The sequence below is a fragment of the Thermoflexus sp. genome (assembly GCF_034432235.1).
GTDB lineage: Bacteria > Chloroflexota > Anaerolineae > Thermoflexales > Thermoflexaceae > Thermoflexus.
The window spans coordinates 20,706-39,691 of record NZ_DAOUCJ010000079.1 but is presented as its reverse complement, the minus strand read 5'-3'; the positions used below and the strand labels follow the sequence as shown (position 1 = coordinate 39,691).

The 18,986-nt window shown below is 65.1% G+C and carries 15 protein-coding genes and 1 tRNA gene; 8 read left to right on the top strand and 8 right to left on the bottom strand.

Annotation, left to right across the window (positions count from 1 at the left end; translation table 11 throughout):
* Positions 1 to 10: 10 nt before the first annotated feature.
* Entirely contained in the window at positions 11 to 1,594 is a 1,584-nt protein-coding gene (locus VAE54_RS10000) for an ATP-binding protein (protein ID WP_322801816.1), read from the bottom strand.
* A gap of 255 nt (positions 1,595 to 1,849) precedes the next feature.
* On the opposite strand from VAE54_RS10000, the gene rpsT reads away from it, so the two are divergent.
* Positions 1,850 to 2,140, top strand: coding sequence for a 30S ribosomal protein S20 (gene rpsT / locus VAE54_RS09995; RefSeq protein WP_322801815.1), 291 nt, complete (start codon positions 1,850 to 1,852; stop codon positions 2,138 to 2,140).
* Between the two features lie 155 nt (positions 2,141 to 2,295).
* Here rpsT and VAE54_RS09990 read toward each other — a convergent pair whose 3' ends face one another.
* From VAE54_RS09990 to VAE54_RS09965, 6 genes are all read right to left on the bottom strand, one after another.
* Entirely contained in the window at positions 2,296 to 2,523 is a 228-nt protein-coding gene (locus VAE54_RS09990; protein WP_322801814.1) for a hypothetical protein, read from the bottom strand.
* Between the two features lie 249 nt (positions 2,524 to 2,772).
* Positions 2,773 to 4,926 (bottom strand): arginine--tRNA ligase, encoded by a 2,154-nt coding sequence (gene argS, locus VAE54_RS09985; protein ID WP_322801813.1) that lies wholly within the window; start codon positions 4,924 to 4,926, stop codon positions 2,773 to 2,775.
* Positions 4,927 to 5,002: 76 nt separating this feature from the next.
* Positions 5,003 to 5,080 (bottom strand) — tRNA-Arg (locus VAE54_RS09980).
* Between the two features lie 104 nt (positions 5,081 to 5,184).
* Entirely contained in the window at positions 5,185 to 5,847 is a 663-nt protein-coding gene (locus VAE54_RS09975) for a cytochrome c (protein ID WP_322801812.1), read from the bottom strand.
* A 238-nt stretch (positions 5,848 to 6,085) separates the two neighbouring features.
* Entirely contained in the window at positions 6,086 to 8,386 is a 2,301-nt protein-coding gene (locus tag VAE54_RS09970; RefSeq protein ID WP_322801811.1) for a glycosyltransferase family 4 protein, read from the bottom strand.
* A 229-nt stretch (positions 8,387 to 8,615) separates the two neighbouring features.
* Positions 8,616 to 9,554: a hypothetical protein gene (locus VAE54_RS09965; protein WP_322801810.1), complete on the bottom strand. Its 939-nt coding sequence runs from the start codon at positions 9,552 to 9,554 to the stop codon at positions 8,616 to 8,618.
* 340 nt (positions 9,555 to 9,894) lie between these two features.
* Here VAE54_RS09965 and VAE54_RS09960 point away from each other — a divergent pair, with 340 nt between their 5' ends.
* The 7 genes from VAE54_RS09960 to VAE54_RS09930 all read left to right on the top strand — a co-directional run bounded on the left by VAE54_RS09960 (position 9,895) and on the right by VAE54_RS09930 (position 17,329).
* Positions 9,895 to 10,929 (top strand): GDP-mannose 4,6-dehydratase, encoded by a 1,035-nt coding sequence (locus VAE54_RS09960; protein WP_322801809.1) that lies wholly within the window; start codon positions 9,895 to 9,897, stop codon positions 10,927 to 10,929.
* 40 nt (positions 10,930 to 10,969) lie between these two features.
* Positions 10,970 to 11,962, top strand: coding sequence for a GDP-mannose 4,6-dehydratase (gene gmd / locus VAE54_RS09955; RefSeq protein WP_322801808.1), 993 nt, complete (start codon positions 10,970 to 10,972; stop codon positions 11,960 to 11,962).
* Position 11,963: 1 nt separating this feature from the next.
* The gene (locus VAE54_RS09950; RefSeq protein WP_322801807.1) at positions 11,964 to 13,388 is read left to right on the top strand and encodes a phosphoglucomutase/phosphomannomutase family protein; all 1,425 of its coding nucleotides are present in this window, start codon (positions 11,964 to 11,966) and stop codon (positions 13,386 to 13,388) included.
* 48 nt (positions 13,389 to 13,436) lie between these two features.
* Positions 13,437 to 14,225 carry a TatD family hydrolase gene (locus VAE54_RS09945; RefSeq protein ID WP_322801806.1) on the top strand — a complete coding sequence of 263 codons (789 nt, stop codon included), beginning with the start codon at positions 13,437 to 13,439 and terminating at the stop codon, positions 14,223 to 14,225.
* Positions 14,226 to 14,405: 180 nt separating this feature from the next.
* Positions 14,406 to 15,395, top strand: coding sequence for a polyprenyl synthetase family protein (locus tag VAE54_RS09940; RefSeq protein ID WP_322801805.1), 990 nt, complete (start codon positions 14,406 to 14,408; stop codon positions 15,393 to 15,395).
* An 82-nt stretch (positions 15,396 to 15,477) separates the two neighbouring features.
* On the top strand, positions 15,478 to 16,389 hold the full coding sequence (locus VAE54_RS09935; RefSeq protein ID WP_416223795.1) for a glycosyltransferase family 2 protein: 912 nt from the start codon (positions 15,478 to 15,480) through the stop codon (positions 16,387 to 16,389).
* Positions 16,390 to 16,543: 154 nt separating this feature from the next.
* Positions 16,544 to 17,329, top strand: a complete 786-nt coding sequence (locus VAE54_RS09930; RefSeq protein ID WP_322801804.1) for a TIGR01458 family HAD-type hydrolase — start codon at positions 16,544 to 16,546, stop codon at positions 17,327 to 17,329.
* A gap of 45 nt (positions 17,330 to 17,374) precedes the next feature.
* Here VAE54_RS09930 and VAE54_RS09925 read toward each other — a convergent pair whose 3' ends face one another.
* The gene (locus VAE54_RS09925) at positions 17,375 to 18,895 is read right to left on the bottom strand and encodes a hypothetical protein (RefSeq protein WP_322801803.1); all 1,521 of its coding nucleotides are present in this window, start codon (positions 18,893 to 18,895) and stop codon (positions 17,375 to 17,377) included.
* Positions 18,896 to 18,986: the final 91 nt, after the last annotated feature.

Below are 18,986 nucleotides of genomic sequence, written 5' to 3'. Positions count from 1 at the left end.
AGGGCCCTCTTCAGGCGTGCGCTTCCGATGCGCTTCCGGCAGGCCGCCGCGAGCGCGGGATCGAGAAGCTGAAGGAGGAGCCGCGCCCCGGCTCGCTCTCCACCCAGATCCGTCCCCCGTGGGCCTCGACGATCGCCCGGGCCAGATAGAGCCCCAGGCCGGTCCCAGGGGTTTGACGCGCCCGCGCCGCGCTGGCCCGGTAGAACCGCTCGAAGATCCGCTCCTGCTCCTCCGGTGGGATCCCGATCCCTTCATCGGTGACGGTGACGATGACCTCCCGGGGCGTCGCGCGCCCGGAGATCCGGATGGTTCCGCCCTGAGGGGAATACTTGATGGCGTTGCTCACCAGGTTCGCCAGCACCTGTTCCAGCCGGCGCGGGTCGCCATGAACCAGCGGGAAGTCCGGCGGGAAATCCACCACGATGAAATGGCGATCGGTCTGGGGGCGGAAACGATCGGCCACCTGCTCGGCCAGCTCATCCAGGGCCACTTCGACGAACTGGAGCTCCAGCGCCCCGGCCTGGAGGCGAGAGGCATCCAGCAGGTTGTCGATCAGCTGGGTCAGCCGGTCCGCTTCCTCTTCGATAATGGCGGCGATCTGCCGCACCATGGTCGCATCCCATGTGGTGTCCTCGCGCCGCAAGGTTCCGGCATAGCCCTTGATGATCGAGACGGGCGTCTTGAGCTCGTGGGAAATGATGGAGATGAACGTGGATTTCAATTCCTCCGCCTCCCGGATGCGGGTCATATCCCGGACCACTCCGATGATATTCACCAGACGTCCGGTGCGATCCAGCAGGGGGGAGTAGGTGATCCCCACAGCCACCCGCCCGCCGTCGCGACGGACCAGATCGCCCTCCACATAGATCGGCCGATCGGTCGCCAGGGGCCACCCGCCGGCCTCCGCTTCCGCCAGCGTCATGCCGGAGCGCCGGGGATTGATGATCACCACCTCATCGTGGGGTCGCCCGATGGCCTCGAAAGGAGACCACCCGGTCAGTCGGGCCATCGCCCGGTTGAAGACCTGGATACGGTGGGCCGGGTCGAGGATGATCACGCCATCGGCGGTGGCTTCGATGATCGCCTCCAGCCGTCGCTTCTCCGTGGCCAGCTGCTGATAGAGCTTGGCGTTATGAACCGCGATGGCCGCCTGATCCGCAAAGGCGCGCAGGATCAGCCGATCATCGTAGGTGAAAGCGGTCCCGAAGGTACGGAAAACCACCAGCAGGCCCAGGAGGTCTTCTCCCACCATGAGCGGGAGGGCGACCGCTTGCTGGGCTTCCACCCGAAGCCAGCGGGCGATCTGGGTGAGCACCCGTTCCACTTCCGCCCGCCCCCAGGCCTCCGGGTAGGCAGGGAGCTTCGCCAGCATGGCATCCAGCTCCCCCCATTGGGTGTCGGGCAGGCCATACGCGGCGCGGATGGTGAAGGCATCCTCTTCCCGCAGGGCGATGAACGCCACCTGTCCAGCCAGCATCTCCGCTGCGGCCTCGACCACCAGCCGCAGCACGGTGTCGAGATCCAGCTGCGCGGTGATGGCCCGCGTGATTTCGAGGAGATAATCCCGCTGTCGAACCCGGAAATCCGTCAGCATTCTTCGCGCTCCGTTCGCCTGCCCCTTCCGTCTCGCCGGGGAGGCCTGTCCCGACGGTTGCCCAAGGAGATGGGTCTTTGGATCTCCCCTCGCCTCCTCATTATATTGCGGAAATCCCAGGTCTCCGATCGGGATGGTCATGCGGTGCCCGCCTCGGTTTTCTTTCCGCTGGAGATTTCAGGGAGCTGTTGACGTATGGTTGGGATCCCGGTAGAATAGAGCCCCGGTGTGTATCCCATTGGGGGAGGTGCGTCCTTGCCGAACACGCGATCCGCTTTGAAGGAGCTTCGCAAAGCCGAGCGAAGGCGCCAGCGCAACCGCGCCATCCGAACCCGGGTGCGGACGTTCGTGAAATACGCGCGTCAGGCCATCGCCCGGGCCGATCTGGAGGCGGCGCAGAAGGCGATCCGGGAGGCTTACCGGGAGCTGGACCGGGCGGCTCGCAAGGGGGTGATCCACAAGAACACGGCCGCTCGCCTCAAATCCCGTCTGATGCAGCAGTTCCACCGAACCTTCGGTTCGATTCAGGCGGCGGCCTCGGCCTGATGGAGGAAGCTTTCGCGGAGGGGGCGGATCACCTTCGATGGCCCGCCCTCCCCGGGGAAACCCATCCTTTTGTCTGCAGGATGAGCAAACGCGGTCTTCCCCCTCATCCTGCCGGTGCCGCATGAGCCCCATCGGGTCGTCCGGGAGGCGTTCCGTCAGCTCTCCCCAATGGCGGCCCGCCCCTGATCCGTGATCCCGTAAACCGGGTTCGCCAGGCTCTGGCGCACGAGACCGCGTTTGGAGAGGTCTTCCAGGATCCGGATCACATCCCGGGGGTTCATGGCCAGGTCACGAGCGATGGTGTAAGGGCTGTGGTATCCCCGATGATCCCGCAGGTAGATCAGGATCTTGCGCTCCGCCTCGCTGAACGCTGTCACCGCCATCGCCCACCTCCCGAGGCGCGCTTCATCGAGGGGTGGGGCGGACGTGCCCCCGTCTGAGCGGATCTCCTTCCCCCTCTGTGCTGCAGAACAGCGCAAAGCAGGAGGGAAAAGGAGCAAGCTTCCCTCGCTCTACAGCGCTTCCGGTTCGGAATCCAGCTATAAAGTATTTTAACGCAACATGGGAACGTCCGTGGGGCAGGGCGCTGAAGGGTGTTTTCCCTGGGTCTGAGGATTCGCCTTGGATCCTCGTCAGAGGACCTCGGGGGCCGGGATGCCCAGGAGGTTCAGGGCGTTGGCCATCGTCTGACGGGCTGCGGCGACCAGGGCCAGCCGGCCCTCGCGGATCGGGGAAGGTGCTGTCAGGACCGGGCAATCCCGATAGAACTCATTGAACGCTTTCGCCAGATCGAACACATAGTTCGCGATCAGGAGCGGCTTGTAACGCTCCGCAGCCGCCTGCACCAGATCCGGGAAAGCGGCGATCGCCTCGATCAACGCGACTTCCTGGGGCTCCATGGCTTCGAAGAGGCGATCGCCCTCCAGGTGAACTGGCGTCTCCGCCTTCTCCAGGATGCGGCAGGCCCGCGCATGGGCATACTGCAGATACGGGCCGGTCTGTCCCTCCAGGTTCAGCGCGGCATCCCAATCGAAGACGATCACTTTGTTGTTGTCCACGCTCAGCATGCTGTATTTCATCACGCCTTTCGCCACCGCCTCTGCGATGCGCGCCTTCTGCTCCGGCGGGAGCTCGGGGTTCTTTTCCTCCACGATTCGGCGCGCCCGCTCCCGGGCCTCCGCCGCGAAGTCCTCGTAAAGCACGATCGTCCCCGCCCGCGAGGACATCTTCCCGCCGGGCAGGGTGACCATCTCATAAGCCAGGTGGTAGCATTTGCTGGCCTGGGGGAAGCCCCAGAGCTCCAGGATTTTGAAGATCTGCTTGAAATAAAGCGACTGGCGGACATCGACGACGTAGATCGAGCGATCGATCCGATATTGTTCGAATTTCCGCTTGGCCAGAGCCAGATCTTTGGTGGAATAGAGGGTGGTCCCATCGCTGCGCAGGATCGCCAGGGTCCGGTATTCCTCCTTTCCTTCCTGTCCCAGGAGGCGATCGATCTCCACCACCACCGGGCCATGGGGGCGCAGGTCTGTAGCGATGCCCTTCGCGATCAGCTCTTCGACGATACGCTTGCCCTCTTCTTCCACTTCGCTTTCGAAGAACCAGACGTCGAATGTGATGTCCAGCTCCTCATAGATCCGGCGGAACTCCTCCAGGCTCCACTCGCGGGTTCGTCGCCATAGCTCCAGCAGCTCCGGATCCCGCGCCTCCCAGCGGGCGAAGAGCGCCCGGATTTCCTTTTCATAGTTCCATTCCTCAGGGCGATGGCCGATCGCCCGATAACGGGCCTGTAGCGCAGCCACCGCCTGGCGATCCGCCTCTCCTCCTTTCCCCCGCCGGCCTTGGGCTTTCTCCGCCAGCTCTTCCAACCACTGGCCCATCGCCTCCCAGAGGGACCATAACCAGTCCTTATCCACGATGGCGTCGAGGTCCGGCAGCTCCCCGGTCGCCATCGCTCGAATGAGGGCGGCGGCGTCTTTCTGGCCCACCGGACCGGAAGCGGCGTGGGCCGTCAGGGCTTCCGAGAGGCGGCTCAGGAGGAACTCCCGCACCCAGGGGGTGATCCCCTCTTCCCGGAAGGCGCCCAGCAAAAACCGAACCACCTCCCGGCGGTAGGCATCGGCCTCCTCCAGGCGGGCCTCGGCCTCGGCGTAGATCTGACCCAGCCAGGCGCCCCGCCGCTCCGTGGGTTCTTCCCCCTGATGAAACCGAAGATATCCCCATAAGCACTTGATCACATGGGCCCCAATATCCCCAGGGTAGGTGGCCCGGATCACCTCGAAGCCCGCAAAATCCAGAATGCGAGAGAGGGCATCCCCCAGAACGGCGTTGCGAAGGTGGCCGATGTGGAAGGCTTTGTGGGTGTTGGGCTGGGAGAATTCCACCATCACCCGCTCACCTTTGGGGGCGCCCCGGCCATATGCGGGTCCCTCCCGAAGGACGGTCTCGATGACGAACCGGGCGACCTGAGAAGGATTAAAGTAGAAATTCAGGTAACCTCGCACCGCCTCCACCCGCTGAAAACGGGGATCCCCCTCCAGGACCCGGGCCAGGTGCTCTGCGAGGCGCTGAGCGATCTCCTGGGCCCGGGCCGGGACGTCCAGGTCAGGGCGGGTCTTTTTCTCCTGGGCGGCCAGTTGCATCGCCAGCGGCGTGGCGATACCCCAGGTATAGGCGAAGGGGAGATCCCGCCACTCCAGGACCGGGGGTTGGGGAAGGCCCAGGGCCTGCAGCGCCTGTCGGATCTGCTCAGAAGCCCACTCTCGATAGGCCGCCAGAATCATCGCGGATTCCTGTGAGCGGAGTTCGGGGGAATAAAACCAGCAGAGGCCGCCGATCGGCGGCCTCTGCGATATTCTATGGCGCGCCCGGCAGGATTTGAACCTGCGACCTTTGCCTCCGCAGGGCAACGCTCTATCCAGGCTGAGCTACGGGCGCGCAGATCATTTACATTTTAGCAGGATCCCGTGGCTATGACAAGCGGACGGCCAGAGCTCTTCCACGGCCCGATGGATCCGGCCCCCCTCTCACCGAGCCAGGCGCTACGGCTGATGCGGATTGAAGGTGCGGATGAAGGCGATGATGTCGGCCAGATCCTGATCGGTCAAAGCCGGGTTGCCCCCTTTCGGCGGCATATCCACCCCCGTGGTGTTGGCCGGATCCGTCGCCGGCCGCCCCCTCTTGATGAACTCCAGCAGCTGGGCATCGGTCTGCTGCCGCACGAAGGCGCTCGTGGTCAGATTCTTCCCCAGGCCGGGCAATCCTTTGGCGTCCGGCCCGTGACACGAGGCACATGTGCCCAGGAACAGCTGCTTGCCCTTCTCCGGGTTCCCCTGAAGCGCAGCCGCCGCCGGCGGGGAGGCCGGGGTCGACGATGCCGCGCTTCCCCCGGAGGGTGTTTCCGGCGAAGCGGTCTGAGGTTGGGGCATGGGATAGAAGATGACCGCCAGGACGACCAGCAGGGCCAGGCCGCTGATCACGAACGGCCAGGGGCCGATCCGCTGAGCAGGGACCTCGGGGACAGCGGCCACCTCTGTCGCCGGTGTGGGCGCTTTCGCCGTCGTCGCCGGGGCTTGCCCATAGGCCGCCTGGACCTCCCGGGTCAGCCAGGCCATGAGAATCGCCAGCAGGCTTCCCAGGATCAGCGTGGCCAGAAGAACGCCGACGATCAGAAGGGCGATCTGCACGGGTGGAAGCGTGGGCATGAACGTTCACCTCTTTGGAAGAGAATCCGCGTCGAGCATTCCGCTCTTCACGCTGGAAGCGCCATGCGGCTCCCCTGAGTGGGGACAGCTGGGTTGGGCGCTTCCAGCCCCAGCCATCCCGCCAGCGATTCGTTGAGGTTCGGCATCCAGATGAAACCTGATCGAATTCTATGGGAGGGAAGAAGAAACGTCAACCGGGCTCCTGGCGTTTTTTGGGGACCAAGATCCAGATTCCGCCTCACGAAAGAGCCCGAGAGGATCGCCAGCGGTGCGGCTCGGACAGGATCCGCTCATGGGCAGAGGGAAGCAGCCGATGGGCCAGCTGGAGCGTGAACAACCAGGCCAGGGTGGATTCGGCCCCCTGGTGGGCGCTGGGGCCGAGCGGCTCCAGGCCATCCCGGCATCCGCCGGTCTTTGGATCCGCCAGGGCGCATCCCCGATCGTTCCACCCGAGGAACCAGCCGACGCACCGCTCCAGGACTTCCAGCCAGCGGGCATCCCGAGTGGCTTCCCAGGCCCGCGCGGCCGCCTCCGCCATGGCGGCTCCCTCCAGTGGCTGCTGGGCGAACCGGGCCCTGGGTCCGCCCCGGGGGAACCATCCCCGGTTTCCGATCCAGGAGAAATGCCCACTCTGCGGGTCGGTCTGGATCTCCACCAGCCATTGCAGGGCATCCAGGCCCCATGCGACCCATCGGGGCTCATCCAGGCGATGCCCGGCGGCGATGAGCGCCGCGGGCAGAATTCCGTTATCGTAGGTGACCACCTCATCGCACCACCGCCAATCGGGCTGGGCGTGAGCCTGGAACCGATCCGCCAGACGCTGGGCCAGTGCTTTTACTTCCTCCCGCAATCGGAGATCGCCCGGAAACCGCTCGAAACCGGCCAGCCCCCCCAGAATGGCATACGCCCAGGGCCGCGGATGCTGAAACGCCTGGCTGGCCGGCCAGGCCTCCCGGAACAACGCGGCGGCGACGGCCTGGATCTCCTCCGGCCCGAACGCCATGGCCTCGCCCAGCGCCCAAAGGGCGCGGCCATGGGCATCCTCCGATCCGGCTTCCTCGAGCCATCGCCGGTCATAGCCCATGAAGTTGCGGAACCGCCCCCGTTCAGGATTCCAGGCATGGATCAGAAACGCCATATACGCCTTCATCAATGGAAGGAGGGAGGGATCCCGGCTTCGGGCCCATTCCCGCGCCATCACCAGCAGCCCGCGGGCGTTGTCATCGGTGCAGTATCCAAACTGTCGGTGCGGGATCGTCCCCCAGGCATGCTGGAGAAGTCCGGTCTCATCGGTGAGCTGGCGCAGGTGTTCCAGGCGCACCGCAGGCAACTTCGATGGACGGAAGGGAAGCCAGGCCGGGCGATGAACGGGCCGAGGGCATTCCAGGATCTTCCGGAACAGATCCAGGTAGCGGCGGCCGATGACCGGCCATGCCATCTCCCGTCCCCGCTCATAGGCGGCCCGACGCAACCGCTCCCGCTCCTCCGGATGGGAGAGCAGGTGGTCCAGCGCGCGGGCCATGGCCTCCGGATCCTGGAAAGGAACCAGGAGGCCCCGTCCATCCCCCAGGATCTCCTCTGCATACCACGAGGGTGTGGAGATGATGGCCTTCCCGCAGGCGAGGGCGTAGGTGAGGGTGCCGGAGACGATCTGCTCCCGCGCCAGATAGGGCGCGACATAGATGTCTGCCGCCATCAGGAAGGTCAGCAGTTCCTCTCGGTCCAGATAGCGATCCACGAAATGGATGTGATCCTGCAGTCCGGCCCGCGCGATGGCCTCCTCCAGGGATCGGCGGTAGGACTCGCCGAACCGACGGCGGACCTCCGGATGGGTGGCCCCCACGATCAGATACAGGAGATCGGGATGCCGGGGGACAAGCGTCTTCATCGCCTCGATCACGGTCTCGATCCCTTTATTCGGACTGAGGAGCCCGAAGGTCATCAGCACCCGCCGTCCCTCCAGCCCCAGGCGCGCCTTGTAAGGGGCGGGGTCCTCGAACGGCATGGCAGGGGCCCCATGGTCGATGCGGGTGATTCGCTCCGCAGGCACCCCATAACGTTCTATCAGGAATTGACGCGCTCGCTCCGACATGACCACTACACGATCCGCCCGTCGGGCGAGAGCGATTAAGATCCGCCGCTGGTTCTCAGACGGCTCGTAGAGGACAGTATGCATGGTGACCACGAGGGGTTTGCGCAACGCGTTCACCAGATCCAGCACATATTCACCATCCGCCCCCCCAAAGATCCCATACTCATGCTGCAGGCAGACCAGATCCACGGGGGCCTGGTTCAGGTAATCCGCCGCGGCCCGGTAGTCTTCCGGGATCCCATCCCGGATCTCGAAGGTTACCTCAGGGCCGTAGGCGTAGCGCTGAGGCGGATTGGTGAGGGCCACAATATGGACGATCCCGGAGCCGTCCAGCGGCTCCCCCTGAGCTTCTGCGATCGCCTTTGCCAGATCGTGCGTGAATGTGGCGATCCCACACCGTCGGGGCACATAAGTCCCCACCAGGGCGATCCGGATGCGATCTTTCATGATCTCTCACCTCCGTTCTCCGTGATGTGAGAGATCGATCGCCTCGGGATCGGACCTGAAGAGGGGCGAAATGACACGGTTGGGCTGGAGTTCAGGAAGGCAGGGCGACCCCCTTCCAAAGGCCCCGGAGAAGGCCCATCGCGTAACGGCGGAGCTCTGCCTTTGCCGGTTGCTTCCACGCTGGCCGATCGGGTGAGGGGGCGGGGCGGCGAAGGGGCCTATCCCACCTCTATACAGGGGCATAGCGTAAATAATCCAGCAGCGCGCGCAGATCAGCCGTCGCCATGGCGACGCAGGTGTCCGCCGCCCCGTAATACATCAACAGCTCCCCGGAGTGGGGATCCACCACCGCGCCGCATGGAAAGGTCACGTTGGGCACATCGCCGATCCGTTCGTAAGGAGCGCGGGGGCCGAACACCCACTCGGCGCTGCGCCGGATCACCTTCCGGGGATCCTCCAGATCCAGCAGGGCCATGCCGACGCGGTAAATCCGCCCCGATGCGGTCTGGCGCACGCCATGATAAAGGATCAACCAGCCCTCGGGCGTCTCTATGGGCTGAGGCCCCAGGCCCACCCGATCGGAATCCCACCAGCCCCCAGGGCGGGCTTCGATGATCACCGTGTGGTCGCCCCAGTGGCGTAGATCTGGAGAAAAGGAAATCCAGATGTTGGGGCGAGCTCCCGGCGCCGTGGGCATCGGGCGATGGATCATCGCCCATCGGCCCTTGAACCGGCGGGGAAACAGGCTGGCGTCCTTATCCTCCGGAGGGAGGATCGGACCGAGCCGATGGAAGACTTTGAAGTCCGCGGTCGTCGCCAGGGCAACCAGCGGCCCGCCCCGGGAGTAAGCGACATACGTCACCGCATACAGGCCTTCTTCTTCCAGAAATACAATCCGCGGGTCTTCGATCCCCCAGAATTCCTCAGGATGATGCAGGGGGTCCGGTAGCAGGGTGGGTTCGGAGTCCACCCGCCAGCCGCTTCGCCCATCGAGGCTACGGGCGACCGTAAGATGGGAAAGGCCCTGGAAATCCTCCACGCGGACCAGGAGGAGGACCTCGCCGTTGAAACGGGTGGCCCCTGGATTGAACACGGCGTTCGCCGGATACGGCCAGTCGGCCGCCGTCAGGATAGGATTTCCCGGATACCGATGGAAGAGCTCGGGCATGGGAGCTCGACTCCTGGTCAAAATGGAACGGTCATCGAAGAGAAGTATGCCGTTGCTTCCCCCGCAAGATCCGGAATCGAGCGGGTTGCCTTCGGCATGCCCCAGCGTCTTCCGACGATAGCCCTCCCCTTCCCCGATGGCCTCGCGGGACAGGAAGGGGAAAGAGCCTCCATGCAGCAGGATCTTTCCTTGCTCATAAAATATCCACCATATATCAGAAAAAGATTAGAGGATTTGATCCCCGCCTCAAGGCCTGGCGAACGGACCGATCGTCGCTTCCTAATGGAAGTCCGATCCGATGCGAGGCGCTCATTCAGCCCCAGATCAGGATGGAGGGTCCGTGCCGGGACATTACGGTATAATTCGGAGCGGCATGCCGGATTCGATCCCGGAAAAGGAGCCATTGCCTTTGCGGGTGCTCATCACCGGTGTCAGCGGCTTCGTCGGCCGTCATCTCGCCTCCATCTTGGCTCAGGAAACCGACTGGGAGCTGTGGGGATGGGCCCGGCGGTCGTGGACCGGAATTCCGAACCGTCTTCAGCTTGCCCGGGTAGACCTCCGGGATCCGGAGGCGGTCCGTCAGGGGCTTGCCCTTGTGCGACCGGAAGGCATCATCCATCTGGCGGCCCAGTCCGATGTGGCGGAATCCTGGAAGGATCCCTGGGGGACCTTCGAGACCAACGTGCGGGGCACCCTGAATCTGCTGGAGAGCATTCGGGCGCTGGGATTGCAGCCCCGCGTTCTGATTGTGACCTCGAACGAGGTCTACGGCTTAATCCGCCCGGAGGAGGTGCCGGTTCGAGAAGATCATCCCTTCCGCCCGGCCAACCCGTATGGGATCAGCAAGGCGGCCCAGGACTGGCTGGCCGCCCTCTACGCCACGGCTTACGCCATGCCGATCATCCGGGCCCGTCCCTTCAATCACATCGGTCCCGGTCAAGATCCCCGTTTTGTGGTCCCGTCTTTCGCCCGTCAGATCGCCTGGATCGAGGCGGGATTACAGGATCCGGTGTTGTGGGTGGGGAATCTGGAAGCCCGGCGGGATTTCACCGATGTCCGGGATGTGGCGCGCGCGTATCGCCTGCTGCTGGAGCGGGGAGAGCCCGGCGAGGTCTATAACATCGGGTCCGGTCGACCCCGTTCGATCCGGGAGGTGCTGGAGCTCCTTCTCTCCATGACCCAGGTGAACGTCCGGGTGGAGGTGGATCCCCAGCGCATCCGCCCCGTGGAGATCCCGATCAGCGCGGCCGACACCGCCCGGATCCGAGAGCGCCTGGGATGGGAGCCCCGCATCCCCCTGGAGCAATCCCTGCGGGATGTGCTGGAGGAATGGCGGGCCCGGGCCCGCGCGGAGCAACGGCGACCGGGGAGGTAGAGCACCCCAGCGCTCAAAAACTTAGAGGAGGTGCGAGGGAATGGAAATCGAGAAGAAGCGGGCTCTGATCACCGGCATCACCGGCCAGGATGGCTCTTACCTGGCGGAGTTCCTCCTGGAGAAAGGCTATGAAGTGATCGGGATGGTCCGACGCACCAGCACCATCAACTTCGAACGGATCCGCCATATCCAGGATCGCATCCTCCTGGTGCAGGGGGATCTGCTGGATCAGTCCTCCCTCATCGATATCCTGCGGGAATACCGCCCCCACGAAGTCTACAATCTGGCCGCCCAATCCTTTGTGCCCACTTCCTTCAAACAGCCGGTCCTCACCGGGGAGTTCACGGCCCTCGGCGTCACCCGCCTGCTGGAGGCCATCCGCCTGGTGGACCCTACCATCCGCTTCTACCAGGCCTCGAGCAGCGAGATGTTCGGGAAAGTCAGGGAGGTCCCCCAGAATGAGAACACCCCCTTCCATCCCCGCAGCCCGTATGGCGTGGCCAAGGTGTATGCCCACTGGATCACCGTGAATTACCGGGAGAGCTACGGGATGTTCGCGGTCTCGGGGATCTGCTTCAACCACGAGAGCCCGCGCCGGGGGCTGGAGTTCGTCACCCGCAAGATCACTTACACAGCGGCGAAGATCAAACTGGGCCTGGCCCACGAGCTCCGCCTGGGCAACCTGGAGGCTCGCCGGGACTGGGGTTACGCGCCGGATTACGTGCGGGCGATGTGGCTGATGCTGCAGCAGGACGAGCCGGAGGACTACGTGATCGCCACGGGGGAAACCCACTCGGTGCGGGAGTTCGTGGAGCTGGCGTTCGACTATCTGGGGCTGGACTGGAAGAAATATGTGGTGGTGGATCCCGCCCTCTACCGCCCCGCCGATGTAGATCTCCTGGTCGGCGATGCCACTAAGGCGCGGACCAAGCTGGGGTGGGCGCCTTCGGTGACCTTTGAGCAGCTGGTGAAAATCATGGTGGACGCTGATCTGGAGCTGGTGAAGCAGGAATATGGGATCCGGGAGGGCTGAGATGACGGTCATCCGCTTCGGCACCGACGGATGGCGCGGCCGCATCGCCGACGATTACACGTTCGCGAACGTCCGGCGATGCGCGCAGGGCTTCGCCCGGTGGTTGCTGGATACCAGCCAGGCGAAAGAGGGGGTGGTGATCGGCTACGATCACCGGTTCGCCTCTGAGCACTTCGCGGCGGCCTGCGCCGAGGTCCTGGCCGGCAACGGCATCCGGGTCTATCTGTGCGATCGGGCCGTGCCGACGCCGGTGATCAGCTACGGCGTGGTCGCTCGCGGCGCGGCCGGAGCCATCAACATCACCGCCAGCCACAATCCCCCCACGGACAACGGCTTCAAGGTCCGCAACCGTTTCGGGGGCGCCGTGGATCCTCAAGGCCTCATGGAGATCGAAGCCCGCATCCCCCCGGATGAGAGCGGAGTGAAACGGATGCCGCTGGCGGAGGCGCAGGCGAAAGGACTGGTGGAGATCTTCGATCCGACCCCTGCTTACATCGAGCATCTCCAGACCCGGGTGGATCTGGAAGCCCTCCGGCAGGCGGATCTCACCGTCGTGGTGGATCCGATGTGGGGGAGCGGGGCAGGCTGGTTGCGGCGGCTGCTTTCCCCCGGGCGCATCCGCATTGTGGAGATCCACGGCGAGCGCAACCCTATCTTCCCCCGCATGAAGCGCCCGGAGCCCATTCCCCCCAACCTGGAGGACCTGCAGGAGCAGGTGCGGGCCCTGAAGGCCGACGCCGGGATCGCGACGGATGGCGATGCCGATCGGGTGGGTCTGGTGGATGAGCGAGGGGAATTTGTGGATCAGCTGCGCGTCTACGGCCTGCTGGCCCTTTACCTCCTGGAGGTCCGGGGACAGCGGGGACCGATCGTCAAAACGCTCTCCACCACCTCCATGCTCGAGAAACTGGGGGAGCGATATGGGGTTCCGGTTTATGAGACGGGCGTCGGCTTCAAGTATGTGGCCCCGAAGATGCTGGAGACCGATGCCCTCATCGGGGGTGAGGAGAGCGGGGGATTCGCCTTCCGGGGGCATCTGCCGGAGCGGGACGGCATCCTGGCTGGCCTGTATCTGCTGGACTTCATGGTTCAGACAGGGAAGCGGCCCTCTGCGCTCATCGAGTGGCTCTTCCGTCTGGTCGGCCCCCATTATTATTCGCGCATCGATGTGGAATTCCCGCCGGAGCGCCGGGGGGAAACCCGGGCCCGGCTGGATCAGGCGCAACCGGAGCGGCTGGCCGGGCTCCGGGTCGTCCGGATCGACCGCAGTGATGGCTACAAGTTCTACCTGGAGGATGGCGGCTGGCTGCTGATCCGGTTCTCGGGCACGGAGCCCCTGTTGCGGATCTATGCGGAGACCACCACGCCGGAGCGGGTGCCGCAGCTGCTCGCCGCGGGCCGCGCCCTGGCCGGTCTTGAGGGGTAGAAATTCATAGGCTCCCCGGGCCTGACAAGATCAGGAATCATGGCCCCGATGACGCTGATCGATACCCATTGTCACCTGGACGATCCTGCCTTCGATGAGGACCGGGAGGAGGCGCTGGCCCGGGCGCGGGAGGCCGGGGTGGAGGTCCTGGTGATCCCCTCGGTGACCCTGGAGCGGATCCCGGCCGCTTTGCAGCTGGCGGAGCGTTATCCCGGGATCTATGTGGCGGTGGGGATCCACCCCCATGCGGCCTTGACCTTCTCGCCAGCGGCCCTCACGCAGCTGCAGGAATGGGCCCGGCATCCCCGGGTTGTGGCGATCGGAGAGATCGGCCTGGATTTCTATCGGGACCTTTCCCCCCGGGAGGCGCAGCGCGAAGCGTTCCGGGCGCAGCTGGAGCTGGCCGGCGAGCTGGGACTGCCCGTGATCATCCATCAGCGGGAGGCCCGGGACGCTGTGATGGAGGAGCTGGAGCGCTGGGTGGCTGCCCGTCCAGGCGCTTGGGGGATCCTGCACGCGTTCTCCGGGGACGCGGCCATGGCCCGGGCGGCCGCCGCCTGGGGCTTTGCCCTGGGCATCGGAGGACCCATCACCTATCCTCGCGCGGAGGCGCTTCGGGAGGCCGTGCAGGCGGTCGGGGCCTCCGCGCTGGTCCTGGAGACCGATGCGCCCTATCTGCCCCCTCAGCCCTATCGAGGGCGTCGGAATGAGCCGGCCTATCTCCGGCTGATCGCCGAGGCCCTGGCTCGCGTCCTGAACCTTCCCCTGGAACACATCGCTGAGCAAACCCATCGGAACGCCCGGCGGATCTTCCGGTTTGGGGAGGGCGAAGGGTGAACGGGGCGCTGAGGGATCTCCCGCACCCCATGACGGAGAAGAGCAGGCGCTCTGGGCGATGGGATTTTGTGGAAATATTCACTTTCCTGTGACAGAACCGGGAGGCTGCTTTAAAATGAATGTAAGGTGGGCACAGGGCCCCCCTTTCCGACTCGTATCCTGAACCTAGGTAAACCGGGAATGCCTCTCACGGTGCAATATGGACCCTCATTGCGAAGGATCCAGGAATGGCTCCGCGAGGATCTGGAGCGGGTGGAAGCCCGGATGCGGGAGATCCCGCTGACCTTCGAGCCCCTCAGGACCGCAGTGGATCATCTGCTCACGGCGGGAGGGAAACGGATCCGCCCCCTGCTGGTCCTCCTGACCGGCCGGCTTTACCGGCCTGCGGATGACGCAATGGTCAGCCTCGCCGCTGCCGTTGAGATGCTGCACACCGCCACCCTCATCCACGATGATCTGATCGACGGCTCTCTTCTTCGACGAGGGATCCCAACCCTCAACGCCATCTGGACCCCGGCGGCGACTGTGCTCACGGGGGATTATCTCTTCGCCTATGCGGCTTCTCTGGCCGCGCGCACGGAGAACGTCCGGGTCATGGCGATCTTCGCCCGCACGCTGATGACGATCTGCGAGGGCGAATTGCATCAGCAGTTCGGCGAGCGCGAGGCGATGCGGAACCGGCAGGATTACCTGCGACGGATCTACGCCAAGACCGCGGCCATGTTCGAGCTGGCCACCGAGGCCGCGGCGGTGCTGGCGCAGGCGCCGGAGCCGGAAGTCGAGGCCCTGCGGCAATACGGGGTGGATCTGGGCATGGCCTTTCAGATCATGGACGATGTCCTGGACTTCACAGGGGAGGTGCAGGCCATGGGCAAGCCGATCGGCAACGATCTGCGTCAGGGGCTGGCGACCCTCCCCGTGTTGCTTTACCTGGAAGAGCACCCGGAGGATCCGCTGATCCTTCAAATCCTGGAGGGAAACTCCGGGGATGATCGGATGATCGAAGAGGCCGTGCGGCGGATCCGGGATTCAGAGGCCATCGCGCGTTCGGTGGCGGAGGCTGAAGCGTTTGTGCGTCGAAGCCGGGCCCATCTTCAAGGCCTGCCGGACGGCCCCGCGTGGCATGCGCTGTGGTCCCTCGGAGATCATATCCTGCGCCGGGATCGCTGAGTCATTCCCCCGTGGGGACGGCATGTGCTCCGCGCGTTGCGCTTCCCTCGATCAGCCAAGCGTTCCTCAAATGGACGTCTCCGTGATCATTGTGAGCTGGAACGTCTGGGAGTGGCTGGCTCCCTGTCTGGACTCGGTACGGGGGGCGCTGGGCGCGCTGAAGGGGGAGATCATCCTGGTGGACAATGCCTCCACGGATGGGACGCCGGAGCGGGTGCGGGAGGCTTTTCCGGAAGTCCATCTCCTGGTCAATTCGGTCAATCGGGGCTTCCCGGCGGCGAACAACCAGGGGATGGCGGTTGCCCGGGGCCGTTATTTTTTCCTGCTGAACCCGGACACCCGGGTTCTGGATCGGGCCATCGAATCCCTGGTGGCCTTCGCCGAAGAGCACCCGGAGGCCGGCGTGATCGGCCCGCAGCTGCTGAATCCTGATGGGACCGTTCAATCCTCCCGCCGCCGGTTCCCCACGTTCTGGACGGCCCTCTTCGAGAGCACCTGGTGGCAGCCTTACGCGCCCCGCAGGATCCTCCGACGGTATTACGTGCTGGATCGGTCGGATGAGGAGATCCAGGAGGTCGACTGGGTGACGGGGGCGGCCATGCTGGTTCGTCGGGAGGCGGTGGAGCGGGTCGGGCCGATGGATGAGGGATTCTTTATGTATGCGGAAGAGCTGGACTGGTGCCGGCGGATGCGGGCGGCGGGCTGGCGGGTGTTTTATTATCCCCGGGCGAAGGTGATCCACTATGGGGGGCGGAGCAGCGATCAGGTGCCCGCGGTGCAGCATCTGGCCTTCCAGCGAAGCAAAGTCCGCTACTTTCGGAAGCATCACGGCCGGATCGCCGCGGCCGCCCTCCGATGGTTTCTGATTGGACAATACCTGTGGCAGATACTGGTGGAAGGATCGAAGGCGGCCCTGGGGCACAAACGGGCGATGCGCTGGAAGCGGGTTCGGATCTATGCGCAGGTTGTGCAGGGCCTGCTGGTGGATCAATGAAAAAGCAGGACGACCGGCTTAGGCCGATATGCCCCTTCTATGTAATCAGCAGGTGGGCCACAGCCCGGTTCCCCCTGGGGACGAAACCCGATGGGGAGCTCCCCAGAGGGGGGAGGGATGGCCTTCATGGTCTCGAGAAAGGGGTGAACAGACCATGTCCTCTTCTCATCCGGAGATCCGGGCAGTCCTTCTTGATCTGGATGGCACCCTCTACACGGCAGAGGGTCCGATCCCGGGCGCGGTGGAAGCCGTCCGGGCCCTCCGGACCCGGGGGATGACGGTCCGCTTTGTCACCAATACCACAACCCGCAGCCGCCGCGCCCTGGCCGAGCGGTTGACCCTCATGGGCTTCCCGGCTCTCCCGGAGGAGATCTACAGCCCCCCATGGGCCGCCGGTCGCTTCTTGAAGGCCCAGGGCGCCCGGGCCTTCCTGCTGGTGCCTGAGGGCGCCCGGGAGGACTTCGCAGGCGTCCAGGAGGATGAGCAGCGGCCCGATTATGTGGTGGTGGGCGACCTGGGGGACGCGTGGACCTTTGATCAGCTGAACCGGGCGTTCCGGTTGATCCTGGAGGAGGGCGCGGCCCTCATCGGGCTGGGGCGAACCCGCTATTATCGGGCGGCGGATGGGCTCCGGCTGGATGTGGGGCCCTTCATCGCCGCCCTCGAGGAGGCGACCGGACAGAAGGCCCTGATCCTCGGGAAGCCGGATCCCGCCTTCTTCCGGTTGATCCTCGAGGATCTCCATGTGCCGCCGGAGCAGGCCGCGATGGTGGGGGACGATATCGAGGTCGATGTCGGCGGGGCGCAATCGGTGGGGATGCGGGGCGTCCTGGTGCGGACCGGCAAATTCCGACCGGCCGATCTGGAGGGGTCGATCCGGCCGGATGCCATCCTGAGCTCCGTGGCGGAGCTCCCCGCGTGGCTGACGGGAACAAGGTGATGGGGGCCGCCGAGGCGGCCCCCATCCCGTTTCCCTCGGTTTCGGTTACTTCCCTTTGCCCTTCCCCTGGCCGGGTGGAGTCTCCGGCCGTTTCTCCTGTCCGGGCGGGGTTGTGGGGCGTTGCTCCTGGCCGGGCTTGTTCTCCGGGCGGTTCTCCAACCCGGGGGGCATCGCCGGCCGCTTCTCCAGGCCAGGCGGCGTCTCCGGCTTCCCACCGCCCTTCTTCGGCGGCATCGCCGGCCCGGCCTCCACGTTCTCACAGTGCGGGACGCCCATCTTCCCCTCGTTGAAAGCCGCCAGGATCTCCGACCAGCCGATGAGGGTCTGGCCCTCCGGCGACGATGCCGGGACGCCCGGGCCGTGGCTGCTGAACCAGGCAGTCGCATCATGGATCACGGCCGCCACCTCTGCCGGCGGCGTCGCGCCGTTGGCCATATTCAACACCGCCGCGATGTATTGATGGGCCAGGATGTAGTAAGCATCGCCCCGCGGGGCCGTCCAGAGGACCTGCATCCAGGTCTTCCCACTGGAGAAGAAGGGATCATTCGGGGAGTGGCCCGCCGGCCAGGCATCCGGGTGGGTCTTCCAGAAGCCCTGGGTGAGCACGCAGCCGACCGGGCACGGCGGCGCCGTCAGATGAACCACCGCCCCCGCGGTTCGGGTCTCATGGGTGTCGGACTCGGTGAGGGTGGCGATGTTGTGGAGCTCCGCCGTCGCGTTACAGACGCTCTCATTGGTGATGGTCTTGTGGAAGGAGATCGAGCCGGAATCGGAGAACGCCCACGGTCCGGTCTCGCTGGGCATACAGGCGAAGCCGGCAGGACAGTGCTCCGTATCCGTCACCGTTGCGGACTTGTCCACCTCCACCAGGGTGGGATGTTCCGGCAACGAGAAAGCGACCTGGGGCTCCGGCCCGAAGGGTTGGCCGAGATGCCCAGAGTGATTGGTGATGGTGACAACGGCATGGTTGCGATACTGGGTGACGCCAGCGAGCGGTTCGAAGGGGATTTCATACGGATAACAATGGGACTCGCCGGGGCCCAGGGAAGGCTTCGCGCTCACATCCACGGTCACCGTGATGAACGGGGTCCAGTCGGTGATCTCGGGCGGCTTCTTGAACTCCACCACATCGATGATCGTCAGCCCCGCTGTGGCGACGCCCCCGGTGTTAGTGACGCAGATGGTGCCCCGCACGCCGGCGATCTCCGCCTTGGCCGCCACGTGGCGGGTGGCGGTGATCGTGTAGTGCACCTCGCCTGATCCGCCCTTCGCCAGGGTGAGGGCATCCGGCGTCACGGTCTTTTCCACAGACCAGTCGTAGGTGATCACATGGGTCCAGAAGCCCTCCGCGGTTTTATTCGCCTCGATGCTGGTGCCGGATTGGCCCTGCGAGGGATCCGCACGCGGAGGGGCGATCTCGCGGCCTCCTGGGAACCCCGAGACCACAGCGGCAAGGCCGGAGGAGCCGCTGCCACCAGCGGCCATGGCCGTGCCCAGAATCAACACCCCCAGCGTCAGCAGCGCCAGACCGACGGCCATCCCGGCGCGCATCCACGCGGTCCTCATGGTCTACCTCCTTTTTAAGGTTGGGTAGGGTTGGGGATTGTTCGGCCCGAACAACCGGCTGTGCCCGCATGGTCCGGGCGATCGCTCGGGG